Genomic DNA, 15,926 nt, shown 5'->3' on the forward strand with positions numbered 1-15,926 from the left:
GCGTATCATAGAACACAGGTTCGATGCAGTTTGGATGCGGTGCAACACCGGGGGGTGGGGGCATGAGCGATACGGCAGGCGGTTGCGGGGCGGGCAATGCGAGCGGCAGCGGCCCTGATGACGGCTCTGTCCTGCGCGTCCTGGCCGAGGCTGCTCGTGCCACCTGGGCGGCGGAGAACCGGGCCGCGGCGGCTCGGTTCACCGCCTGCTATCAGCTGTTTCGTGAGTGCGTCCGCCGAGATGAGGCCGGCGTCGGGGACGGCCTCGTCCCCGGGTACGCGGTGGTCGACCCGTTCGCGGAGTGCGCCGGCCAGGTGGTCGCGGCGATGCCCATCTCCTGCCTGCGGGCCGAGTCCATGATCAGCTTCGCGGTCGACCTGACCGAGCGCTACCCGGCCATCCTCGCCGCCCTGGCCGCCGGCCGGATGGAGCAACGCGCCGCGGAGCTGCTCGCCCGCCAGATGTCCACCGTCGACCCCGCTGTGCTCGAGCAGGTCCAGCGGGAGGTGGTCGAGGACTACCTCGCCGCCCTGGAGGGCGGGGAACGTCTCGGCGACCGCACCGTCCGCGAAGCCGCCGATGCGATCATCCGCCGCTACGACGCCAACGGCATCCGCGAACGCAAAGCCGACGCCGCCCGCGACCGCGGGGTGCACTTCCGCAAAGGCGCCGACGGGATGGCCAACCTCTGGGCCACCCTGGCCGCCGATGAAGCCGCCGTCCTGGCCGAACGCATCGACCAACGCGCCAACGAATTCACCCACCCCGACCCCGAACCCCGCACCACCAGCTCCGCGACCGGAACTGCCGCGGGCACTGCCACCGCCGGCACTGCCGGGAGCACCCCGGCCGACTCCGGTTCCGAGTCTGCGTCCGAGTCAAGCGCCGAGTCTGACTCCGAAGCAGCCGACATGTCGTACTACCCGCTGCCCCAACGCCGCGCCGATGCCCTGATGTCGCTGGTCTGCGGGGACCGCGGCTACGCCCGCGCCACCGGCCTGGACCCGGACGAACCGCCGGCGCCGCTGCGACCCAAGGTCACCGTCTTCGCCCCCGGGAATGGCTCCGACCCGCAGGTCGAGTTCCCCCGCACCGGCGAATCCGCCATCAACGCCCTGCTGGCCATGCTCGCCACCAGCAGCGGCGCCAGCCTCGAGCGGATCGACCCCGCCCCGGGCGCCGCCGACGATGCCCGCCGGGCCCTCAACTACCGGCCCAGCACCGCCCTGGCCCGCCGCATCCGCCTACGCGACGGGACCTGCCGGCACCCCGGGTGCACCGTTTCGGCCGACGACTGTGATCTCGACCACGCCCGCCCCTTCGATCACGACGACCCCAGCAGCGGCGGGCACACCGAGGAATGCAACCTGATGTGCCTGTGCCGCCGTCATCACCGGTTCAAAACCTTCTCCGGCTGGCTGTACGACCTCTCCCCCGACGGCACCCTCGTCGTCATCACCCCCGACGGCGCGACCATGGTCACCAGACCCTCCGGGCCCCTGGCGGCATTCCGGCGCGAACACACCCGCGCCGAGCAACAGGCCTGGGCTAAGCAACAAGCCCGCACCCCCAACCCCACCGGCACCGATGGCGGCGACCTGCCGGCCGAACCCACCTACTGGCACCGCCGCGCCGCCCGCCTCCGCGCCGAACGCGCCAAAGCCGAACAACGCCGCGCCGAGGGCCAGAACACCCGCAACCCCGGCACCGGCACCGGCAACGGCAAGGGCGCTGGCCCCGGCACTGGCCCCGGCACTGGCCCCGGCCGCACCACACCCGCCACCCGCAGCCGCTGGTGGGACCGCAACAAACCCATCGTCAGCCAAGTCGAACACCAAATCCAACAACTCATCGACGAACTCCTCGACCCACCACCCTTCTAGTCCGAGGCCGAACGTCACGGGAAGCGACGCTGGCTCGAACCGCGACCCGATCGTGATCAGACGAACCTGCGGCTGACCTTCTCCGGGAGCAGCGTGAGCAGCGGGCCGATCGCCATCCACGGTTTGGCCGGGACCAACGCGCGGGTCGGCTCTGCGTCGATGGTCTTGACCAGGGCATCGACGCCTTCGTCGAACTCGGTCATCAGCGAGGTCTTGACCGCTCTGTTGAGGTCGGTGCGGATGTATCCGGGCAGGATGTCGGTCACCACGATCCGGCTGCCGGCGCTGTCGAGCTCGGCGTACAGGCCCTGCGCGAGCGAGGATACGAACGCCTTGGTGGCGCCGTAGGTGTTCTGCGCCTTGGGCATGCCGCGCAGTGAACTCACCGAGGAGATGAAGACCAGGTGTCCCTCTCCGCGGGCGAGCAGTAGCTGCATGGCGGCCTCGGCCTGATTGAGCGTGCCGACCACATTGACCATCGCCGTCTCCCGGTTGGCGTGGGCCTTACCCGTACCGATCGAGGCACCTTTACCCAGTCCGGCGTTGAGGACAAATCGATCGATCCCACCGAGCTCCGCGTCGAGCTCACCGAACACCTTCTCCACGGCGTCGCCATCTGTCACGTCGAGCTCACGGACGGCCACCCGGATCGACGGATGGGCCGCCAGCAGCTCGGTGCGCAGCGCCTCGAGCCGGTCCAGACGCCGGGCACATAGCGCGAGGTTCCTGCCCTGGGCAGCCCAGCGATGGGCCATGCCCTCTCCGAGGCCCGAGCTGGCGCCGGTGATCAGGATCGTGTTGCGGTCGGTCACTGGTTCTCCTCCGATGGTGGTGGGCCAAGTGTGGCACGCCTCGGCTGGCATGACGGGCAGCGATAGGCGATGCGGTCGAGCGAATCAGAAGGCTCGTCCGGATCAGCGTTGCCCCCCAGGCGAAACGTCTCCACCAGCGTCCCGCACCGTCGGCACGGCTTGCCGTCCCGCCCGTACACCCACAGCGAGCGTCCGCGCCGGGTGTCGCCGGTGGTTACTCTGACCGCCCGGTCGGCGTTGGCCACGAGCAGCCGCCGGGCGAGGACGACCATCGCCCGCAGATCCGGCACCGCCTCGACACGCTCGCGCGGATCCAGCCCGCGCAGAAAGCACAGTTCAGCGCGGTAGACCGTGCCGATCCCTGCGAGATTTCGCTGGTCGAGCACCGCTTCGCCGATGGTCCGATCCGGCCGCTGCGAGATTCGTCGCACCACCTCCGCGACGCTGAGATCCGGATCCCAGTCCGCCCCGAGAAGGTCGGGACCCAGGTGGTCGACTGCCCGCTCGGCCTCGGCCGGGTCCAACGCCCGCAGCAGGCCCAGCTCGGTCCCCACCACTTCGGTGTCGCCCGCGCCCAGGATCAGCCGGACGGTGTGGGCCGGAAACCGCCACCGGTCGCCCTTCTGGTGGATATGAATGCGGCCCTCCATCTTGAGGTGGATGTGGAGGGTGACGGGGTCGCGACCCTGGGCGTCAGGTCCGACGACGACGAAGAGGTGCTTTCCCCTGGACCGGGCGGACTCCACGGTCCTGCCGCGCAGATCAACAGCAGCGAACCGGGGAACTCGGAGCTCTGCCCGATCCAGGGTCCTGCCAGCCAGCGCCTCGTGGACCCGCTTGGCCGCCCAGTGGATGGAATCGCCTTCCGGCACCGCGGACCCCCTCTGTCAGTGTTCGACCTCTTTCAGTGTTCGACCCATAGTGCCCTCTGCGGCGGCGAAGCCAGCTGACGCCGGTCGCCCCGCGCGCGATCGCTCACCACCCCAGTTCGCGGCAACCGGCCGCACCGGAGGACTCGATCTGGACGGTCACGTGCTCGATGCCGTGCCCCTCGAGGAGGAGACGCCGAGCCTCGTCGAGCACCGTGGAGTTGGTCGCACCGTCGCCGACCACCAGGTGGACCGTGCCGACATCCATCCCGGAGGTCAGCGTCCACAAGTGCAGGTCGTGAACCTCCTCGACACCGTGGACGCCGGCGAGTTGGGCCTCCACCACGGCGGGATCGATCCCGGCCGGCGCATGTTGGGCGAGCACCGCCAGGACCTGTCGGCCGAGCATGGCCGACCGGACCACGATGAACACCGCGATCGCCACTGCCACAACGAGATCCCACGCCGTGGAACCTGTAGCCCGGATCAGCAACGCGGCGGCGATCACCCCTACCGAACCCGCGGCGTCCGCGACCACTTCGAGGTACGCGCCGCGCACCGCGAGGCTCTCGGAGGAACCGCTGCGCAGTAGGAGCAACGAGATGACGTTGACGACCAGGCCGAGCACCCCGACCAGCAACATGGTTCCCGTTGCGACGGGCGTGCCCGATCCCAGTCGGCTGATCGCCTCGACCAGGACGTATGCGCCCATGCCGAACATGATGAGCACCGCCAGGCCGGAGGCGAAGATCTCCACGCGGTAGTGGCCGAACGTGCGGCGCCCGGTGGAGTCCGGTCGGGTGGCGATGACCGTCGCCGCCAGCGCCGCGCCGAGCGCGACCACGTCCGCGGCCATGTGGCCGGCATCGGAGAGCAGGGCGAGGGAACCGGAGAGCAGACCGGCGACCAGTTCGACGACGAAGAACGCCGCGGTCAGCACGAAGGCCATGGCCAGCCTCGACCGATAGCGCGCACCCGCGTGACCAGTCGACCGGGGATGGCCCCCGTGCGCGTGACCGGCACCCATGCGAGCCCCCTATCTGGATACATGCATCAATGCGCATATCTTAACGCGATGTGCCTGAGGGTCTCAATGCCTGGGTATGCCTGGGTATGCCTGGGTATGCCTGTCAATGCCTGTGAACGCCCGCGCCCGTGCGCCGCTTCCAGGACTGCGCGCCCCCTCGAGGCCTGCGCGGTCACCGCCTGATGCGCAACCCCTTGGGCGTGACCCCGAAACCGGCGGACTCGAAGGCGGCCGCGACGGGCGAGGTGTGGACGGGCTCGCCGCCGATCGTGGTGATGGTGAGCGGGCCGACGGACCCCGAGTTCACGGCCGCCGCGAGCGCGGACGCGGCGAGCGGCACTGCCTCGGGCCGCTTGTCGAGGACGAGCACGGTCCGTCCACCTCGCTCGACGAAGAGCGCGCACAACCCGTCCACCAGAACCACGAGCGCCCCCGCCTTGCGGCCGGGACGGTGCCCGGAACCGCCTTCTTCACCGGACGGCCAGGGCAGTGCCGCGCCGTACGGGTTCGCCGGGTCGGTGGCGGCGAGGACGCGCACGGCGGGCTCATCGGTGCCGGACGGCCAGCGGGCGTCGTCGGCGGTGTCGTCGTACGCCCGCAGCCGGTCGATGGTGTTGCCGGTCGCGAACTGGGCGGCTCCGAGGCCGTCGACAAAGTAGCCGCGGCGGCAGCGACCGGAATCCTCCATCTGCGCCAGGACCTTGTAGACGGCGGCGAACCCGCCCGGGATCTCCTCGGCCTCGACCGCGCCCCGGGTCACCACGCCGTGGCGCAGCAGCAGGGTCTCGGCCCAGGCGTGGGCGCGCAGGGTCGCATCGGTCACCGGATCCGGTACCAACGACCAGCGGCCCGCCACTACCGGCGGCGTCCGCGTGCCGGCCGACATCGCACCATTGAGCTGCGCCATGGAGGTCCGGCCGAGGCGGGCCCGACGGGGCCGGGCCGCCGACCGCGGCGAGCGGTGCGCGGTACCCGACCCCGACGAACCCCCTCCGGCCAGGACCGCGCGCAGCGGGGCGAGCGTGTCGTTGGTGACCACGCCGTCCCACGCCAGATCCCAGAGCGCGTCGCGCACGGCGGCGTCGGTGATCGCCGGTTCCCCGGTGGGGAATCCTCCCGCCACTCCCACATCCGCCACTCCCGCTGCGGCCCCCTTCACCCGGGCCACCACGTCGCGGAAGAACAGGGCACCGCCGCGCAGCGAGTCGACGACGGCGAGGTGGACCGGCCCTTCCGGCTGCGGTCGATCGAGGGGCAGGGTGGCGCCGGCCGTGTCGGCCGGGTGCAGGGACACCCAGCCGTCGCGGGATCCCGCCCGACCGCGCCCGCTCCAGACCACCTCTCCCCCGGCGAGGAGTTCGTCGAGCATCGCCGGGGAGTAGTCACGCACCCGGGGTACCAGGACCAGCGGCTCGAGCGCGGAGGCGGGCAGGGCGAGGCCGTCGAGCTGCTCGATCACCGCGAGGACACCGTCGACACCGGACTCAGAACCAGAGCCAGAGCCGGCGCCGGACCCCGAGCCGGCGGCGGACCCGGACCCCAGGCTCTGCCACCCGGGCAGGAACCGGGCCAGCGCCGAGTGCGAGACCGGCTCGATCTGGCTGCGCAACGCAGCGAGCGAGCGGCGGCGGATATGGCGCAGCACCTCGGAGTCGCACCATTCCGACCCCGATGCCCCGGGCCGGAACTCACCGGCGAGCAGGGTGCCGGCCGAGGTGAGCCGATCGAGCACCCCGCGCGCGACAGCCACGCCCAGTCCGAATCGGCCCGCGACGGCGTCCACGCTGAACGGGCCGTGGGTGCGGGCGTAGCGGCGGATCAGTTCGCCGAGCGGATCGTCGACGTCGCCGAGGAAGGCGGAGGGGACCCCGGGCGGCGGGGGCACCCCCAGCCCGTCCCGAAGTCTGGGCACGTCCTCGACCCCGGCCCACCAGGTGTGGCCGGCGTGCTCGACGGTGACGACCCGGAACGCCTCAGCCAGCGTCGCCAGCCACCCCGGCACGGCCTCCGGTTGCGTTGACCGCTCGGCGATCTCCCGTGCCGTGAGCGGGCCGAGGATGCGCAGCAGGTCCGCCACGGCCTCGGCGTCGCGGGCCGCGCGCTCCGGCTCCAGGTGCTGCAGCCGACGCTCGATCGAGTCCAACACCTCGACATCGAGAAGTTCCCGGAGTTCGACGCGGCCCAGGAGCTGGCCGAGCAACGACGGGTCGATGGCCAGCGCCGCCGCCCGCTTCTCTGCCAGGGGCGAGTCCCCCTCGTAGAGGAACGCGCCGACATAGTTGAAGAACAGCGACTGCGCGAACGGCGACGCGCTCGGGGTGTCCACCTCGACGATCCGCACGGTCCGCGACTCGATCTCGCCCAGCAGCCGCTCGAGCGCCGGCACGTCGTAGACGTCCTGCAGGCACTCGCGGACGGCCTCGAGGATCATGGGGAAATCCGGGTACCGGCGCGCGACGTCGAGCAGCTGCGCCGACTTCTGTCGCTGCTGCCACAGCGGGGCCCGCCGACCCGGGTCGAGCCGCGGGAAGAGCAGGGCCCGCGCCGAGCACTCCCGGAACCTGGAGGCGAACAGAGCCGACCCGCCGACGTGCGTGGTGACCAGGTCCACGGCCTCTTCGGCGCTCAGCGCGAATGTCTCCGCTCCCGGGCGGGCGCCCACCTCGCCGTCGTCGATCGTGTCCGGTACCCGCAGGATGATGCCGTCGTCGGACACCACCGGTACCGCGTCGAACCCGTGCGCGGCGGCGAGCCTCGCCCGCACCGCCTCGGCCCAGGGCCAGTGGACGCGTGCGCCGAACGGCGAGTGGAGGACGACGCGCCAGTCCCCCACCTCGTCGCGGAACCTCTCCACTACAAGTGTTGTATCGCTGGGGATGTGGCCGGTGGCCTCGCGTTGCTCGGTCAGATACCGCCGCAGGTTGGCGGAGGCGTTGGCATCGAGCCCGGCGGCGTCGAGGCGGCGGCCCACCTCGTCGTCGGACCCGCGACCCACCTCGCGGAGGAACCCGCCCAGGGCGCGCCCCAGCTCGGCGGGGCGACCCTGGTCGTCGCCGAGCCAGAACGGGAGCCGGCCCGTCCCGCCGGGCGCGGGGGTGACCAGGACCCTGTCGTGGGTGATCTCCTCGACGCGCCAACTCGACGCCCCGAGCGCGAACACGTCGCCGATCCGGGACTCGTAGACCATCTCCTCGTCCAGCTCACCGACGCGGGTGGCCTTCTCCCCCACCATGAACACGCCGAACAGGCCGCGGTCCGGGATGGTCCCGCCCGAGGTGACGGCGAGGCGTTGCGCGCCCGGTCGGCCGGTCAGGGTCCCGGCGTCGCGGTCCCACACCAACCGCGGCCGGAGTTCGGCGAAGTCCGCCGACGGGTACTTGCCCGCCAGCATGTCCAGGGTCGCCTCGAACGCCGACCGCGGCAGCCCGACGTACGGGGCGGTGCGGCGGACGGCGGAGAACCATTCCTCCACGTCGATCGGCTCGAGTGCGCACGCGGCCACCGTCTGCTGTGCCAGGACGTCCAGGGGGTTGGAGATGACCGACAGCGCCTCGATCGCGCCCTCGAGCATCCGCTCGACGGTCACCGCGCTGTGCACGAGGTCGGCGCGGTGCTTGGGGAACACCACCGCCCGGGAGACCTCGCCGACCTGGTGCCCGGCGCGGCCGACCCGCTGGAGCCCCGACGCCACGGACGGCGGCGACTCCACCTGGACCACCAGCTCGACCGAACCCATGTCGATGCCCAGCTCCAGCGACGACGTGGCCACCACCGCGCGGAGTCGACCGGACTTCAGCGCGTCCTCGATGAGCGCCCGCCGCTCCTTGGACACCGACCCGTGGTGGGCCATCGCGAGCTCGGTCGGGGCGCCGCGGGAGACCTCGGAGGGCACCATGATCTGCGCGGGTGGCCTGGCGGGTGTGGGCGGGAGCGACCCCGGTTCGGTGTCCTCCGCATAGATCTCGTTGAGCCGGGCGGTCAACCGCTCGGCCAGGCGCCGGGAGTTGACGAAGACGATGGTCGAACGGTGCGCGGTGACCAGGTCCACCACCTGGCGTTCGACGTGCGGCCAGATCGACCCCTCGCCCGGGGACCCGGGCGGCACGGTGACCCCTTCCGGGGCCGCGTTGCGCGCCGACGACAGGTCTGCCATGTCCTCCACCGGCACCCGGACGGTGAGCTCGAAGCGCTTGTCCGACCGGGGTGCCACCACGGTGACCGGCCGCTCCCCCGCCAGGAAGCGGGCCACCTCGGAGTGCGGCCGGACGGTCGCGGACAGTCCCACCCGCTGCGCCGGCGTCTCCAGCAACTGGTCCAGCCGCTCCAGACTGAGCGCGAGGTGGGCGCCGCGCTTGCTGCCGGCCACCGCGTGGATCTCGTCGATGATCACGGTGTCGACCGTGGCCAGGGTCTCTCGCGCGGCGGAGGTGAGCAGCAGGAACAGCGATTCCGGGGTGGTGACCAGCACATGCGGAGGTCTGGAGCGCTGCCGGCGCCGCTCGTCCGTCGGGGTGTCCCCGGTACGGATCCCCACGGTCACGTCCGCCGTCTCCACGCCCAGAGCCGCCGCCTCCCGGGCGATACCCGCCAGCGGGGCGCGCAGGTTGCGCTCGACGTCCACGGCCAGGGCCTTGAGCGGGGAGATGTAGAGGACGCGCGTGCCCGGCGCGGGCTCAGCCTCCCCGTCCGCCTGCCCGCCGCTCCCCAGCATGAGCCGATCGAGCGCGGCGAGGAACGCGGACAGGGTCTTGCCGGAGCCGGTGGGGGCCACGACAAGGGTGTGCGCGCCGGTGGCGAGCGACCCCCACGCCTCCGCCTGCGCCGGGGTGGGTCCGTCGAACGCGCCGCGAAACCACGAGGCGGTGGCCGGGTGGAACCACCGGAGAGCGTCGGGCATGAACTCATGATGACGCACGACTACGACACCCACCCGACGGGCGGCCGCCTCCGTAGAGTGTGAGCATGCAGAATGCCAGGATGCAGCGAGCCACCACCCGCCATCTCGGCGACCACGACCTCGCCTACTACCTCGCCACCGGGATCGGGGACATCGTCAAGGGCACGCGTGCCGGTGGGCTGCTCAACGGTCGCTCGCTCGCCCGCGTCGCCAACGAGGTCGCCCAGAACTGGACCGACGAGGTGCTGGCCGTGCACCGCCCCGACGACGGCACCCTCTCCGAGGGCGTGTCCGACGACCTCAGCCGGCTGGGCAGATCCCGCGTGTGGATCATCGACGTCATCGACGGCACCAAGGAGTTCTCCACGGCGCGCTCGGACTGGTCGGTCCACGTCGCGCTCGTCGTCGACGGCCACCCCACCGTCGCCTCCGTCGGCCTCCCCGATTCGGGCCGCGTGTTCCGCTCCGACCACGTCGACCACGTCGACGGACCCTTCTCCGGGACCATGGTGATCAGCCGAAATAACCCGCCGGCCGAGGCCCAGCAGGTGGCCGACGCCCTGGGCCTGGAGGTCCGGCCCATGGGTTCTGCCGGTGCCAAGATGCTCTCGGTGCTGCTCGGCGACGCCGACGTCTACCTCCACGCCGGGGGCCAGAACGAGTGGGACCAGGCCGCCCCGGTGGGCGTCGCCCTGGCGGCGGGGTTGCACGCCTCCCGGCTCGACGGCTCGCCGATCAGGTTCAACAAGGCCGACACCTACTCCCCTGACATCCTGGTCTGCCGGCCCGAGCTCACCGAGAAAGTCCTGGCCGTCACGGCTGTCCCGACCACGCGGCCGTAGACCGTAGACTGCCTCCCATGACCGTCGCCACCCCGTACGAGGACCTGCTCCGACTCGTCCTGGAGCAGGGCACCCCCAAGGCGGACCGCACCGGCACGGGCACGCGGAGCCTGTTCGGCCACCAGCTGCGCTACGACCTCGCGCAGGGATTCCCGCTGATCACCACCAAGCGCGTCCACTTCAAATCCGTGGCCTACGAGCTCCTCTGGTTCCTGCGCGGCGATTCCAACGTCGGCTGGCTGCGCGAGAACGGCGTGAGCATCTGGGACGAGTGGGCGGATGCCAACGGCGAGCTGGGCCCCGTCTACGGCGTGCAGTGGCGCTCGTGGCCCACCCCCGACGGCGGGCACATCGACCAGATCGCCGCGGCGGTGGAGCTGCTGAAGACCAACCCGGACTCGCGCCGGAACATCGTCTCGGCGTGGAACGTCAGCGAGCTCAGAGACATGGCCCTGCCCCCCTGCCACCTGCTGTTCCAGTTCTACGTGGCCGACGGCAAGCTCAGCTGCCAGCTCTACCAGCGCAGCGCCGATCTGTTCCTCGGGGTGCCGTTCAACATCGCCTCGTACGCGCTCCTCACCCACATGGTGGCCCAGCAGGTGGGACTCGAGGTGGGCGAGTTCGTCTGGACGGGAGGCGACTGCCACATCTACGACAACCACGTCGAGCAGGTTCAGAAGCAGCTCTCACGCGAGCCCTACCCCTACCCTGAACTGCGGCTCCGCCGAGCGGACTCGATCTTCGAGTACGACTTCGAGGACTTCGAGATCGTCGGTTACGAGCACCACCCGGGCATCAAGGCCCCGGTCGCGGTGTGACCGACAGTCGGACGAGGGCGGACAGAGTGGCCGTGCGGATGGTGTGGGCGCAGGCCCGCGGCCGGGTGATCGGCGACGGCCGCGGCATGCCCTGGCACATCCCCGAGGACATGGCGTACTTCAAGCAGGCCACCGCCGGGCGCCCTGTGGTCATGGGTCGCGCCACGTGGGATTCGCTCCCCGAGCGCTTCCGTCCGCTACCGGGCCGTCGCAACATCGTGTGCACCCGCGATCCCGCGTGGTCGGCCGAGGGCGCCGAGCGGGCGGGATCGGTCGAGGAGGCACTGGGGGCCGCCGGCCCCGACGTCGCGGTGATCGGGGGCGGGCAGATCTACGCCACCGCGCTCGTGTCCGCTCGGGAGTGCCTGGTCACCGAGATCGACGCCGACGCCCCCGGAGCCGTGCTGGCGCCGGAACTGGACGGGGCGTGGGAGCGGGTCGAGGTGGGTGAGTGGATCACCGATCCACGGAGCAGCGTCCAGGGCCACGACGACGACGACGAGGTGCGGCACCGGCACACCGTGTGGCGGCGCCGGCAGACCTTACAGGGCTGACCAGGCTGACTGCGCTGACCTGGACGACCGGCCGACTCCGCCTGCCGACTGACCCGGCGCTAGAACCACTTCCAGGTCTTGGGGATCTTCTCCCCCGCGGCCAGGATCTTGATCTTCGCGGTGGACATGAAGCCGTTGATCTCGATATCCAGGTGCGGGCCGCCGCGGATGTCGTAGCGGCCCTCGTCGACCTTGAGCTCGGACCACGTCCGGTTCCCCGTCACCGTGACCGAGACGCCCGGTGGGAGCAGGATCTTGGCGTTGGCACACCAGAGGTCCAACTGCACGTGCGTGCGCGGACGGTCGACCACGGCCTCGCGCGCATCCAGATAGATGTCGCCCATCCATGAGGTGAGCCGGTAGTCGTCGGGCAGGGACCAGCGGCCCTCGCGCTTGAGGGTGTCGAAGACCGAGGTCTTCTTCTGGCTCTCGTCGACCGTGATGGCCCCGGTCGGCCGGATGGCGGGCACCTGCGCGCCGTGGGGGCCGGGGATGTGGGGGCCGGGGATGTGGGGGCCGACCCCGTGCGGGTCGGGACTGTGCGCGCCGGAGTTCTGCACAGCGGGATGCTGGCCAGCGGGGTTCTGGCCAGCGGGTAATCCGCTCAGGGCCACCTCGAGTTCGGCCGGGCACGTGGCCGCCCAGATCTTGGCGGCGCGGTCCGAGAACTCCGCGAGTGACAGCTCGCCTCGGCCGACCATGGCCTCCAGTCGCTGCTGCGCGAGCGCCCGCGGGTCGTCGTAATGATCCTGGGTCATGCCCCGAGGGTAGCCACTCCCCTGCCCGACGGCGGCCGGGGAGTCACCCAGAAGGTGAACTGCTTCATCATTGATCACGCAGCCGCCGCCGGACTCGCGGACCCCGACGCTGTACGGCGTCATCAGCGCGATGTCCTCGTTCACCTCGAATGCTCGACCCGCGGACTCCGGGTGCACGCGCCCAGGATGATCACCTGTTCTCCGAACCCGCGGTCCACGAACACCTGGCGGGCACCCGGGCCGAGTTCAGGCGAGCGAGAGGAACAGCTTCTCCAGCTCATCCACCGTGACGCCGTTCTCGTCCGGTTCGCCGTCACGGGCGATGCACTCCTGGAGATTGGTGCTGATTATCTTGAACCCGGCGCGGTCCAGCGCTTTGGACACCGCGGCAAGCTGGGTGACGATGTCCTTGCAGGAGCGTTCCTGCTCGACCATGTCGATCACGGCGTTGAGCTGGCCGCGAGCGCGCCGTAGTCGATTGAGGACCTGTTGACGCGGATCGGCGTCGGCCATCGCGCACCTCCTTGGATGACGTGTGGGCTCTGGTTCTCTGCCTCTTCATGCAGAAGGTGGACCTACACGAGACCCCGTGGGTCCACCGGCCTGCGCCAGTGTACCCACGGGGGTATATCTCGAGCCAGGCTGTGTCGCGAGCCGGCCTGTTCCCTGAGTCAGTCGTCGTGGACGATGATCCCGCGGACCATCCCCTCGCCGCCCTTCTCCATGATCTCGTAGCCCTCGTTGACCTGGTCGAGGGTGAAGCGGTGGGTGACGAGCTCGTCCAGCTTGATCTGCTTCTCGTCCCACAGACGCAGGAGGTTGGGGATGTCATGGAAGGCGTTGGCGGAGCCGAACAGCGAACCCTTGATGACCTTCTCGTACTGCGTCACGAACAGCCCGGTCAGGTTGATCGACTGATTGTCGAGTCCGCCCATCGAGGTGAGGACCACGACGCCGCGCTTGCCCACCATGTCCACCGCGTCGGCGGTGACCTTGGCATCGGCGACACCGATGGTGATGATGGCCTTCTCCGCCATGTTGCCCCAGGTCATCCCCGGCAGTTCGGCCTTGGCCTGGTCGACGTCCGTGTAGACGTGGGTGGCGCCGAACTCCTGGGCCTTCGCCAGCTTGGACTCGTCGGTGTCGATCGCCAGGATGAACCGGGCACCGGCGTGCTTGGCACCCTGAACCGCGTTGATGCCGATGCCGCCGATACCGAAGACCACGACGGTGTCGCCCGCCCTGACATCAGCCGAGTAGACGGCCGAACCCCAGCCGGTGGTGACGCCACAGCCGACAAGAGCGGCGACCTCGAAGGGGATCCAGTCCTGGATCTTGACCACCGAGTTCATGTTGGCCACGGTGTACTGCGAGAACGTGCCGAGGGTGCACATGGCACCGGCGGTCTCACCGTTGGCCAGGGCGAACGGGTAGCGCCCGTCCGCCATCTCACCGATCGTGCCGTTCAGGCCGCCGTCGCAGAGGTTGGACATGCCCCGCGCGCACGCCGAGCACTTACCGCAGGCGGGGATGAAGGAGCCCACGACGTGATCCCCCGGCTGGACGTGCGTGACGCCCTCGCCGATGGCCTCGACGACGCCCGCACCCTCGTGGCCACCGACGATCGGGAGACGCCCCGGCAGATCACCACTGGTGATGTGGAGGTCGGAGTGGCACAGCCCCGCGACCTTCCACTTGACCAGCACCTCACCGTAGTTCGGTCCGTCGAGTTCTGCCTCGACGATCTCGAACGGCTTCCCCAACTCGCGTGCGATAGCGGCCTTGGTCTTCATGCGACTCCCTCCGGACGCGACGGGCGGAGAGCCCGTCGCTGAAACGTGTTCTCGTCACGTTATCCGGTTTGTTGCACGGGGTGTCGCAATTCCAGGAACCTGTTCTAGTTGCAGGCCCGGACGGCGCGGAGTCCGTACCGCAGCAGTCCGAGAGCGATCAGCTCTGCGCGTCGCCCTGCGGGGCCTGCGCGTCCTCGACGGCCTTGCGGACCTCGTCCATGTCCAGCCCCTTGATCTGGTCGACCAGGTCGTCGAGCGCCTTTTCCGGAATCGCGCCCGAGTGCCGGAACACGGCGATGCCGTCCCGGAACGCCATGAGCGTCGGGATGGACTGGATCTGGAGCATGGCACCGAGCTGCTGCTCGGCGTCGGTGTCGACCTTCGCGAAGGTGATCTCGGGGTTCTTGCCGGAGACCTTGTCGAAGACCGGGCCGAACGCCTTGCAGGGGCCGCACCACTCGGCCCAGAAGTCCACCAGGACGATGTTGTTCTCGGTGACGGTGTTCTCGAAGTCGGCGGTCGTGATGTCGACAGTGGTCATTCGAATGCCCTCCTTGCAGGACGGGGCGACTCTCGTCCCGTCATCTCCGTCGCCAGCCTACGGATCCCGCGTGCTGGCGACGACCTTCGGCCCATGCGATACCCAGCAGGGTATGCAGAGCCGTTCAGACAGGAACAACGCCGACTGAGCAGGACTATTCCCCCCGCACTGTTCCTGAGGCCCCCGAGCGGGGCGGAGAGCCCATCACCTCCGAGAGGAACCACTCGATCTGGTCGAGGAACACCGCGTTGTCGTCGCCCGCCACCATGTGCCCCGCGTCCGCGACCTCGGAGGTGTACGCGTGCGGGAGGTGCGCGAGCAGGTGAGCCACCGAATCGTCACTGACGATGTCGGAGCGCGAGCCACGGATGAGCATGGTCGGCTGGGTCACCCGGGGCACGATCCCCTCGAAGAAGTCGTTCCCGAGCTCGGCGTTGTCCCCCGTGGCGCCGGCGACGAAGCGGGGGTCCCAGTGCCAGTACCACCGACCGTCGTCCTTCTTCCGGAGGTTCTTGCGCAACCCGTCGGGGTTCGCCGGGCGCCGCCGACCCGGCTGATAGGCGGCGATCGCGTCCGCCGCCTCCTCGAGGTCCGCGAAGCCCTCGAGTCCCGACCGCATGAAGTCTCCGATCCGCTCGACGCCCTTCGCCTCGATCTTCGGCGTGACGTCCACCAGCACCAGGGCCCGGGCGACGGGCTTGTCCGTCCCCAGTGCCAACATCCCCGTCAGCCCCCCGAGCGAGGCGCCCACGAGCACCGGCAACCGCTCGGGGAATCGCGCGGCCACGATCAGTTCGAGATCGTCGACCATCCGGTGGATGTCGTAGTCCCCGTCGTGCGCCCAGTCGCTGTCCCCGTGGCCACGTGCGTCCATGGTCGTGACCCGGTAGCCCTCGCCGGCGAGGCGCCGGGCGGCGCGGTTCCAGGAATTCCGGGTCTGCGCTCCCCCGTGCAGCATGAGGATCTCATCGACGGGGCCCGCCCCGCCGAGCGGCTCCCACACGTCGCCCACGAGCGTGCCGGCCGCGCCGGCGAGCGTGAACCGCTCGGGGTCGACGGTGTGGGTGTCGACGTCGCTTGTCGTCATGGTGAGCCTTCCGCCCGCACTCCCACCGTTGCAGTGGAACGTGTT

Annotated in this window: 13 protein-coding genes; 4 read left to right on the forward strand and 9 right to left on the reverse strand. The window is 70.3% G+C overall.

Annotated features, from left to right (window positions below; translation table 11 throughout):
- Positions 1-62: 62 nt before the first annotated feature.
- Positions 63-1,883, forward strand: a complete 1,821-nt coding sequence (locus R4P08_RS07910; protein WP_317813251.1) for an HNH endonuclease signature motif containing protein — start codon at positions 63-65, stop codon at positions 1,881-1,883.
- 56 nt (positions 1,884-1,939) lie between these two features.
- Here the strand turns inward: R4P08_RS07910 and R4P08_RS07915 are convergent, their stop codons facing one another.
- The 4 genes from R4P08_RS07915 to R4P08_RS07930 form a co-directional block, all read right to left on the reverse strand.
- Positions 1,940-2,695, reverse strand: coding sequence for an SDR family oxidoreductase (locus tag R4P08_RS07915; RefSeq protein WP_317813252.1), 756 nt, complete (start codon positions 2,693-2,695; stop codon positions 1,940-1,942).
- Entirely contained in the window at positions 2,692-3,567 is an 876-nt protein-coding gene (locus R4P08_RS07920; protein WP_317813254.1) for a DNA-formamidopyrimidine glycosylase family protein, read from the reverse strand. The genes R4P08_RS07915 and R4P08_RS07920 overlap by 4 nt, the downstream gene beginning before the upstream one ends.
- Positions 3,568-3,670: 103 nt before the next feature.
- On the reverse strand, positions 3,671-4,513 hold the full coding sequence (locus R4P08_RS07925; protein WP_317813255.1) for a cation diffusion facilitator family transporter: 843 nt from the start codon (positions 4,511-4,513) through the stop codon (positions 3,671-3,673).
- 250 nt (positions 4,514-4,763) lie between these two features.
- Positions 4,764-9,488, reverse strand: a complete 4,725-nt coding sequence (locus R4P08_RS07930) for an ATP-dependent helicase (RefSeq protein WP_317813256.1) — start codon at positions 9,486-9,488, stop codon at positions 4,764-4,766.
- A gap of 65 nt (positions 9,489-9,553) precedes the next feature.
- Between R4P08_RS07930 and R4P08_RS07935 the strand changes: the two genes are divergently transcribed.
- Genes R4P08_RS07935 through R4P08_RS07945 form a run of 3 tightly spaced genes read left to right on the forward strand, consistent with a single transcriptional unit; the run spans position 9,554 to position 11,702 of the window.
- A complete protein-coding gene (locus tag R4P08_RS07935) occupies positions 9,554-10,330 on the forward strand; it encodes a 3'(2'),5'-bisphosphate nucleotidase CysQ (RefSeq protein WP_317813257.1) in 777 nt (258 codons plus the stop codon).
- 17 nt (positions 10,331-10,347) lie between these two features.
- On the forward strand, positions 10,348-11,148 hold the full coding sequence (locus R4P08_RS07940) for a thymidylate synthase (RefSeq protein WP_317813258.1): 801 nt from the start codon (positions 10,348-10,350) through the stop codon (positions 11,146-11,148).
- Positions 11,149-11,186: 38 nt separating this feature from the next.
- Positions 11,187-11,702 (forward strand): dihydrofolate reductase, encoded by a 516-nt coding sequence (locus R4P08_RS07945; protein ID WP_317813520.1) that lies wholly within the window; start codon positions 11,187-11,189, stop codon positions 11,700-11,702.
- A 59-nt stretch (positions 11,703-11,761) separates the two neighbouring features.
- Here the strand turns inward: R4P08_RS07945 and R4P08_RS07950 are convergent, their stop codons facing one another.
- The 5 genes from R4P08_RS07950 to R4P08_RS07970 all read right to left on the reverse strand — a co-directional run bounded on the left by R4P08_RS07950 (position 11,762) and on the right by R4P08_RS07970 (position 15,881).
- Positions 11,762-12,460, reverse strand: a complete 699-nt coding sequence (locus R4P08_RS07950) for a DUF1707 domain-containing protein (protein ID WP_317813259.1) — start codon at positions 12,458-12,460, stop codon at positions 11,762-11,764.
- A gap of 246 nt (positions 12,461-12,706) precedes the next feature.
- Positions 12,707-12,973, reverse strand: a complete 267-nt coding sequence (locus R4P08_RS07955; RefSeq protein WP_317813260.1) for a metal-sensitive transcriptional regulator — start codon at positions 12,971-12,973, stop codon at positions 12,707-12,709.
- A gap of 158 nt (positions 12,974-13,131) precedes the next feature.
- Entirely contained in the window at positions 13,132-14,253 is a 1,122-nt protein-coding gene (locus R4P08_RS07960; protein WP_317813261.1) for an NDMA-dependent alcohol dehydrogenase, read from the reverse strand.
- Between the two features lie 157 nt (positions 14,254-14,410).
- On the reverse strand, positions 14,411-14,794 hold the full coding sequence (trxA, locus tag R4P08_RS07965) for a thioredoxin (RefSeq protein WP_317813262.1): 384 nt from the start codon (positions 14,792-14,794) through the stop codon (positions 14,411-14,413).
- Positions 14,795-14,948: 154 nt separating this feature from the next.
- Positions 14,949-15,881 carry an alpha/beta hydrolase gene (locus R4P08_RS07970; protein WP_317813263.1) on the reverse strand — a complete coding sequence of 311 codons (933 nt, stop codon included), beginning with the start codon at positions 15,879-15,881 and terminating at the stop codon, positions 14,949-14,951.
- Between the last annotated feature and the right edge of the window lie 45 nt (positions 15,882-15,926).

It is taken from the genome of Rhodococcus sp. IEGM 1408, from assembly GCF_033142235.1.
In the GTDB taxonomy this organism is placed as follows: domain Bacteria; phylum Actinomycetota; class Actinomycetes; order Mycobacteriales; family Mycobacteriaceae; genus Dietzia.

Excerpts from the sequence above, each read along its gene's own strand:
- R4P08_RS07945 (WP_317813520.1), top strand. The coding sequence starts at position 11,187 with ATGGTGTGGGCGCAGGCCCGCGGCCGGGTGATCGGCGACGGCCGCGGC.
- R4P08_RS07940 (WP_317813258.1), top strand. The coding sequence starts at position 10,348 with ATGACCGTCGCCACCCCGTACGAGGACCTGCTCCGACTCGTCCTGGAG.
- R4P08_RS07925 (WP_317813255.1), bottom strand. The coding sequence starts at position 4,513 with ATGGCCTTCGTGCTGACCGCGGCGTTCTTCGTCGTCGAACTGGTCGCC.
- R4P08_RS07910 (WP_317813251.1), top strand. The coding sequence starts at position 63 with ATGAGCGATACGGCAGGCGGTTGCGGGGCGGGCAATGCGAGCGGCAGC.
- R4P08_RS07970 (WP_317813263.1), bottom strand. The coding sequence starts at position 15,881 with ATGACGACAAGCGACGTCGACACCCACACCGTCGACCCCGAGCGGTTC.
- trxA (WP_317813262.1), bottom strand. The coding sequence starts at position 14,794 with ATGACCACTGTCGACATCACGACCGCCGACTTCGAGAACACCGTCACC.
- R4P08_RS07960 (WP_317813261.1), bottom strand. The coding sequence starts at position 14,253 with ATGAAGACCAAGGCCGCTATCGCACGCGAGTTGGGGAAGCCGTTCGAG.
- R4P08_RS07950 (WP_317813259.1), bottom strand. The coding sequence starts at position 12,460 with ATGACCCAGGATCATTACGACGACCCGCGGGCGCTCGCGCAGCAGCGA.
- R4P08_RS07935 (WP_317813257.1), top strand. The coding sequence starts at position 9,554 with ATGCAGAATGCCAGGATGCAGCGAGCCACCACCCGCCATCTCGGCGAC.
- R4P08_RS07930 (WP_317813256.1), bottom strand. The coding sequence starts at position 9,488 with ATGCCCGACGCTCTCCGGTGGTTCCACCCGGCCACCGCCTCGTGGTTT.
- R4P08_RS07955 (WP_317813260.1), bottom strand. The coding sequence starts at position 12,973 with ATGGCCGACGCCGATCCGCGTCAACAGGTCCTCAATCGACTACGGCGC.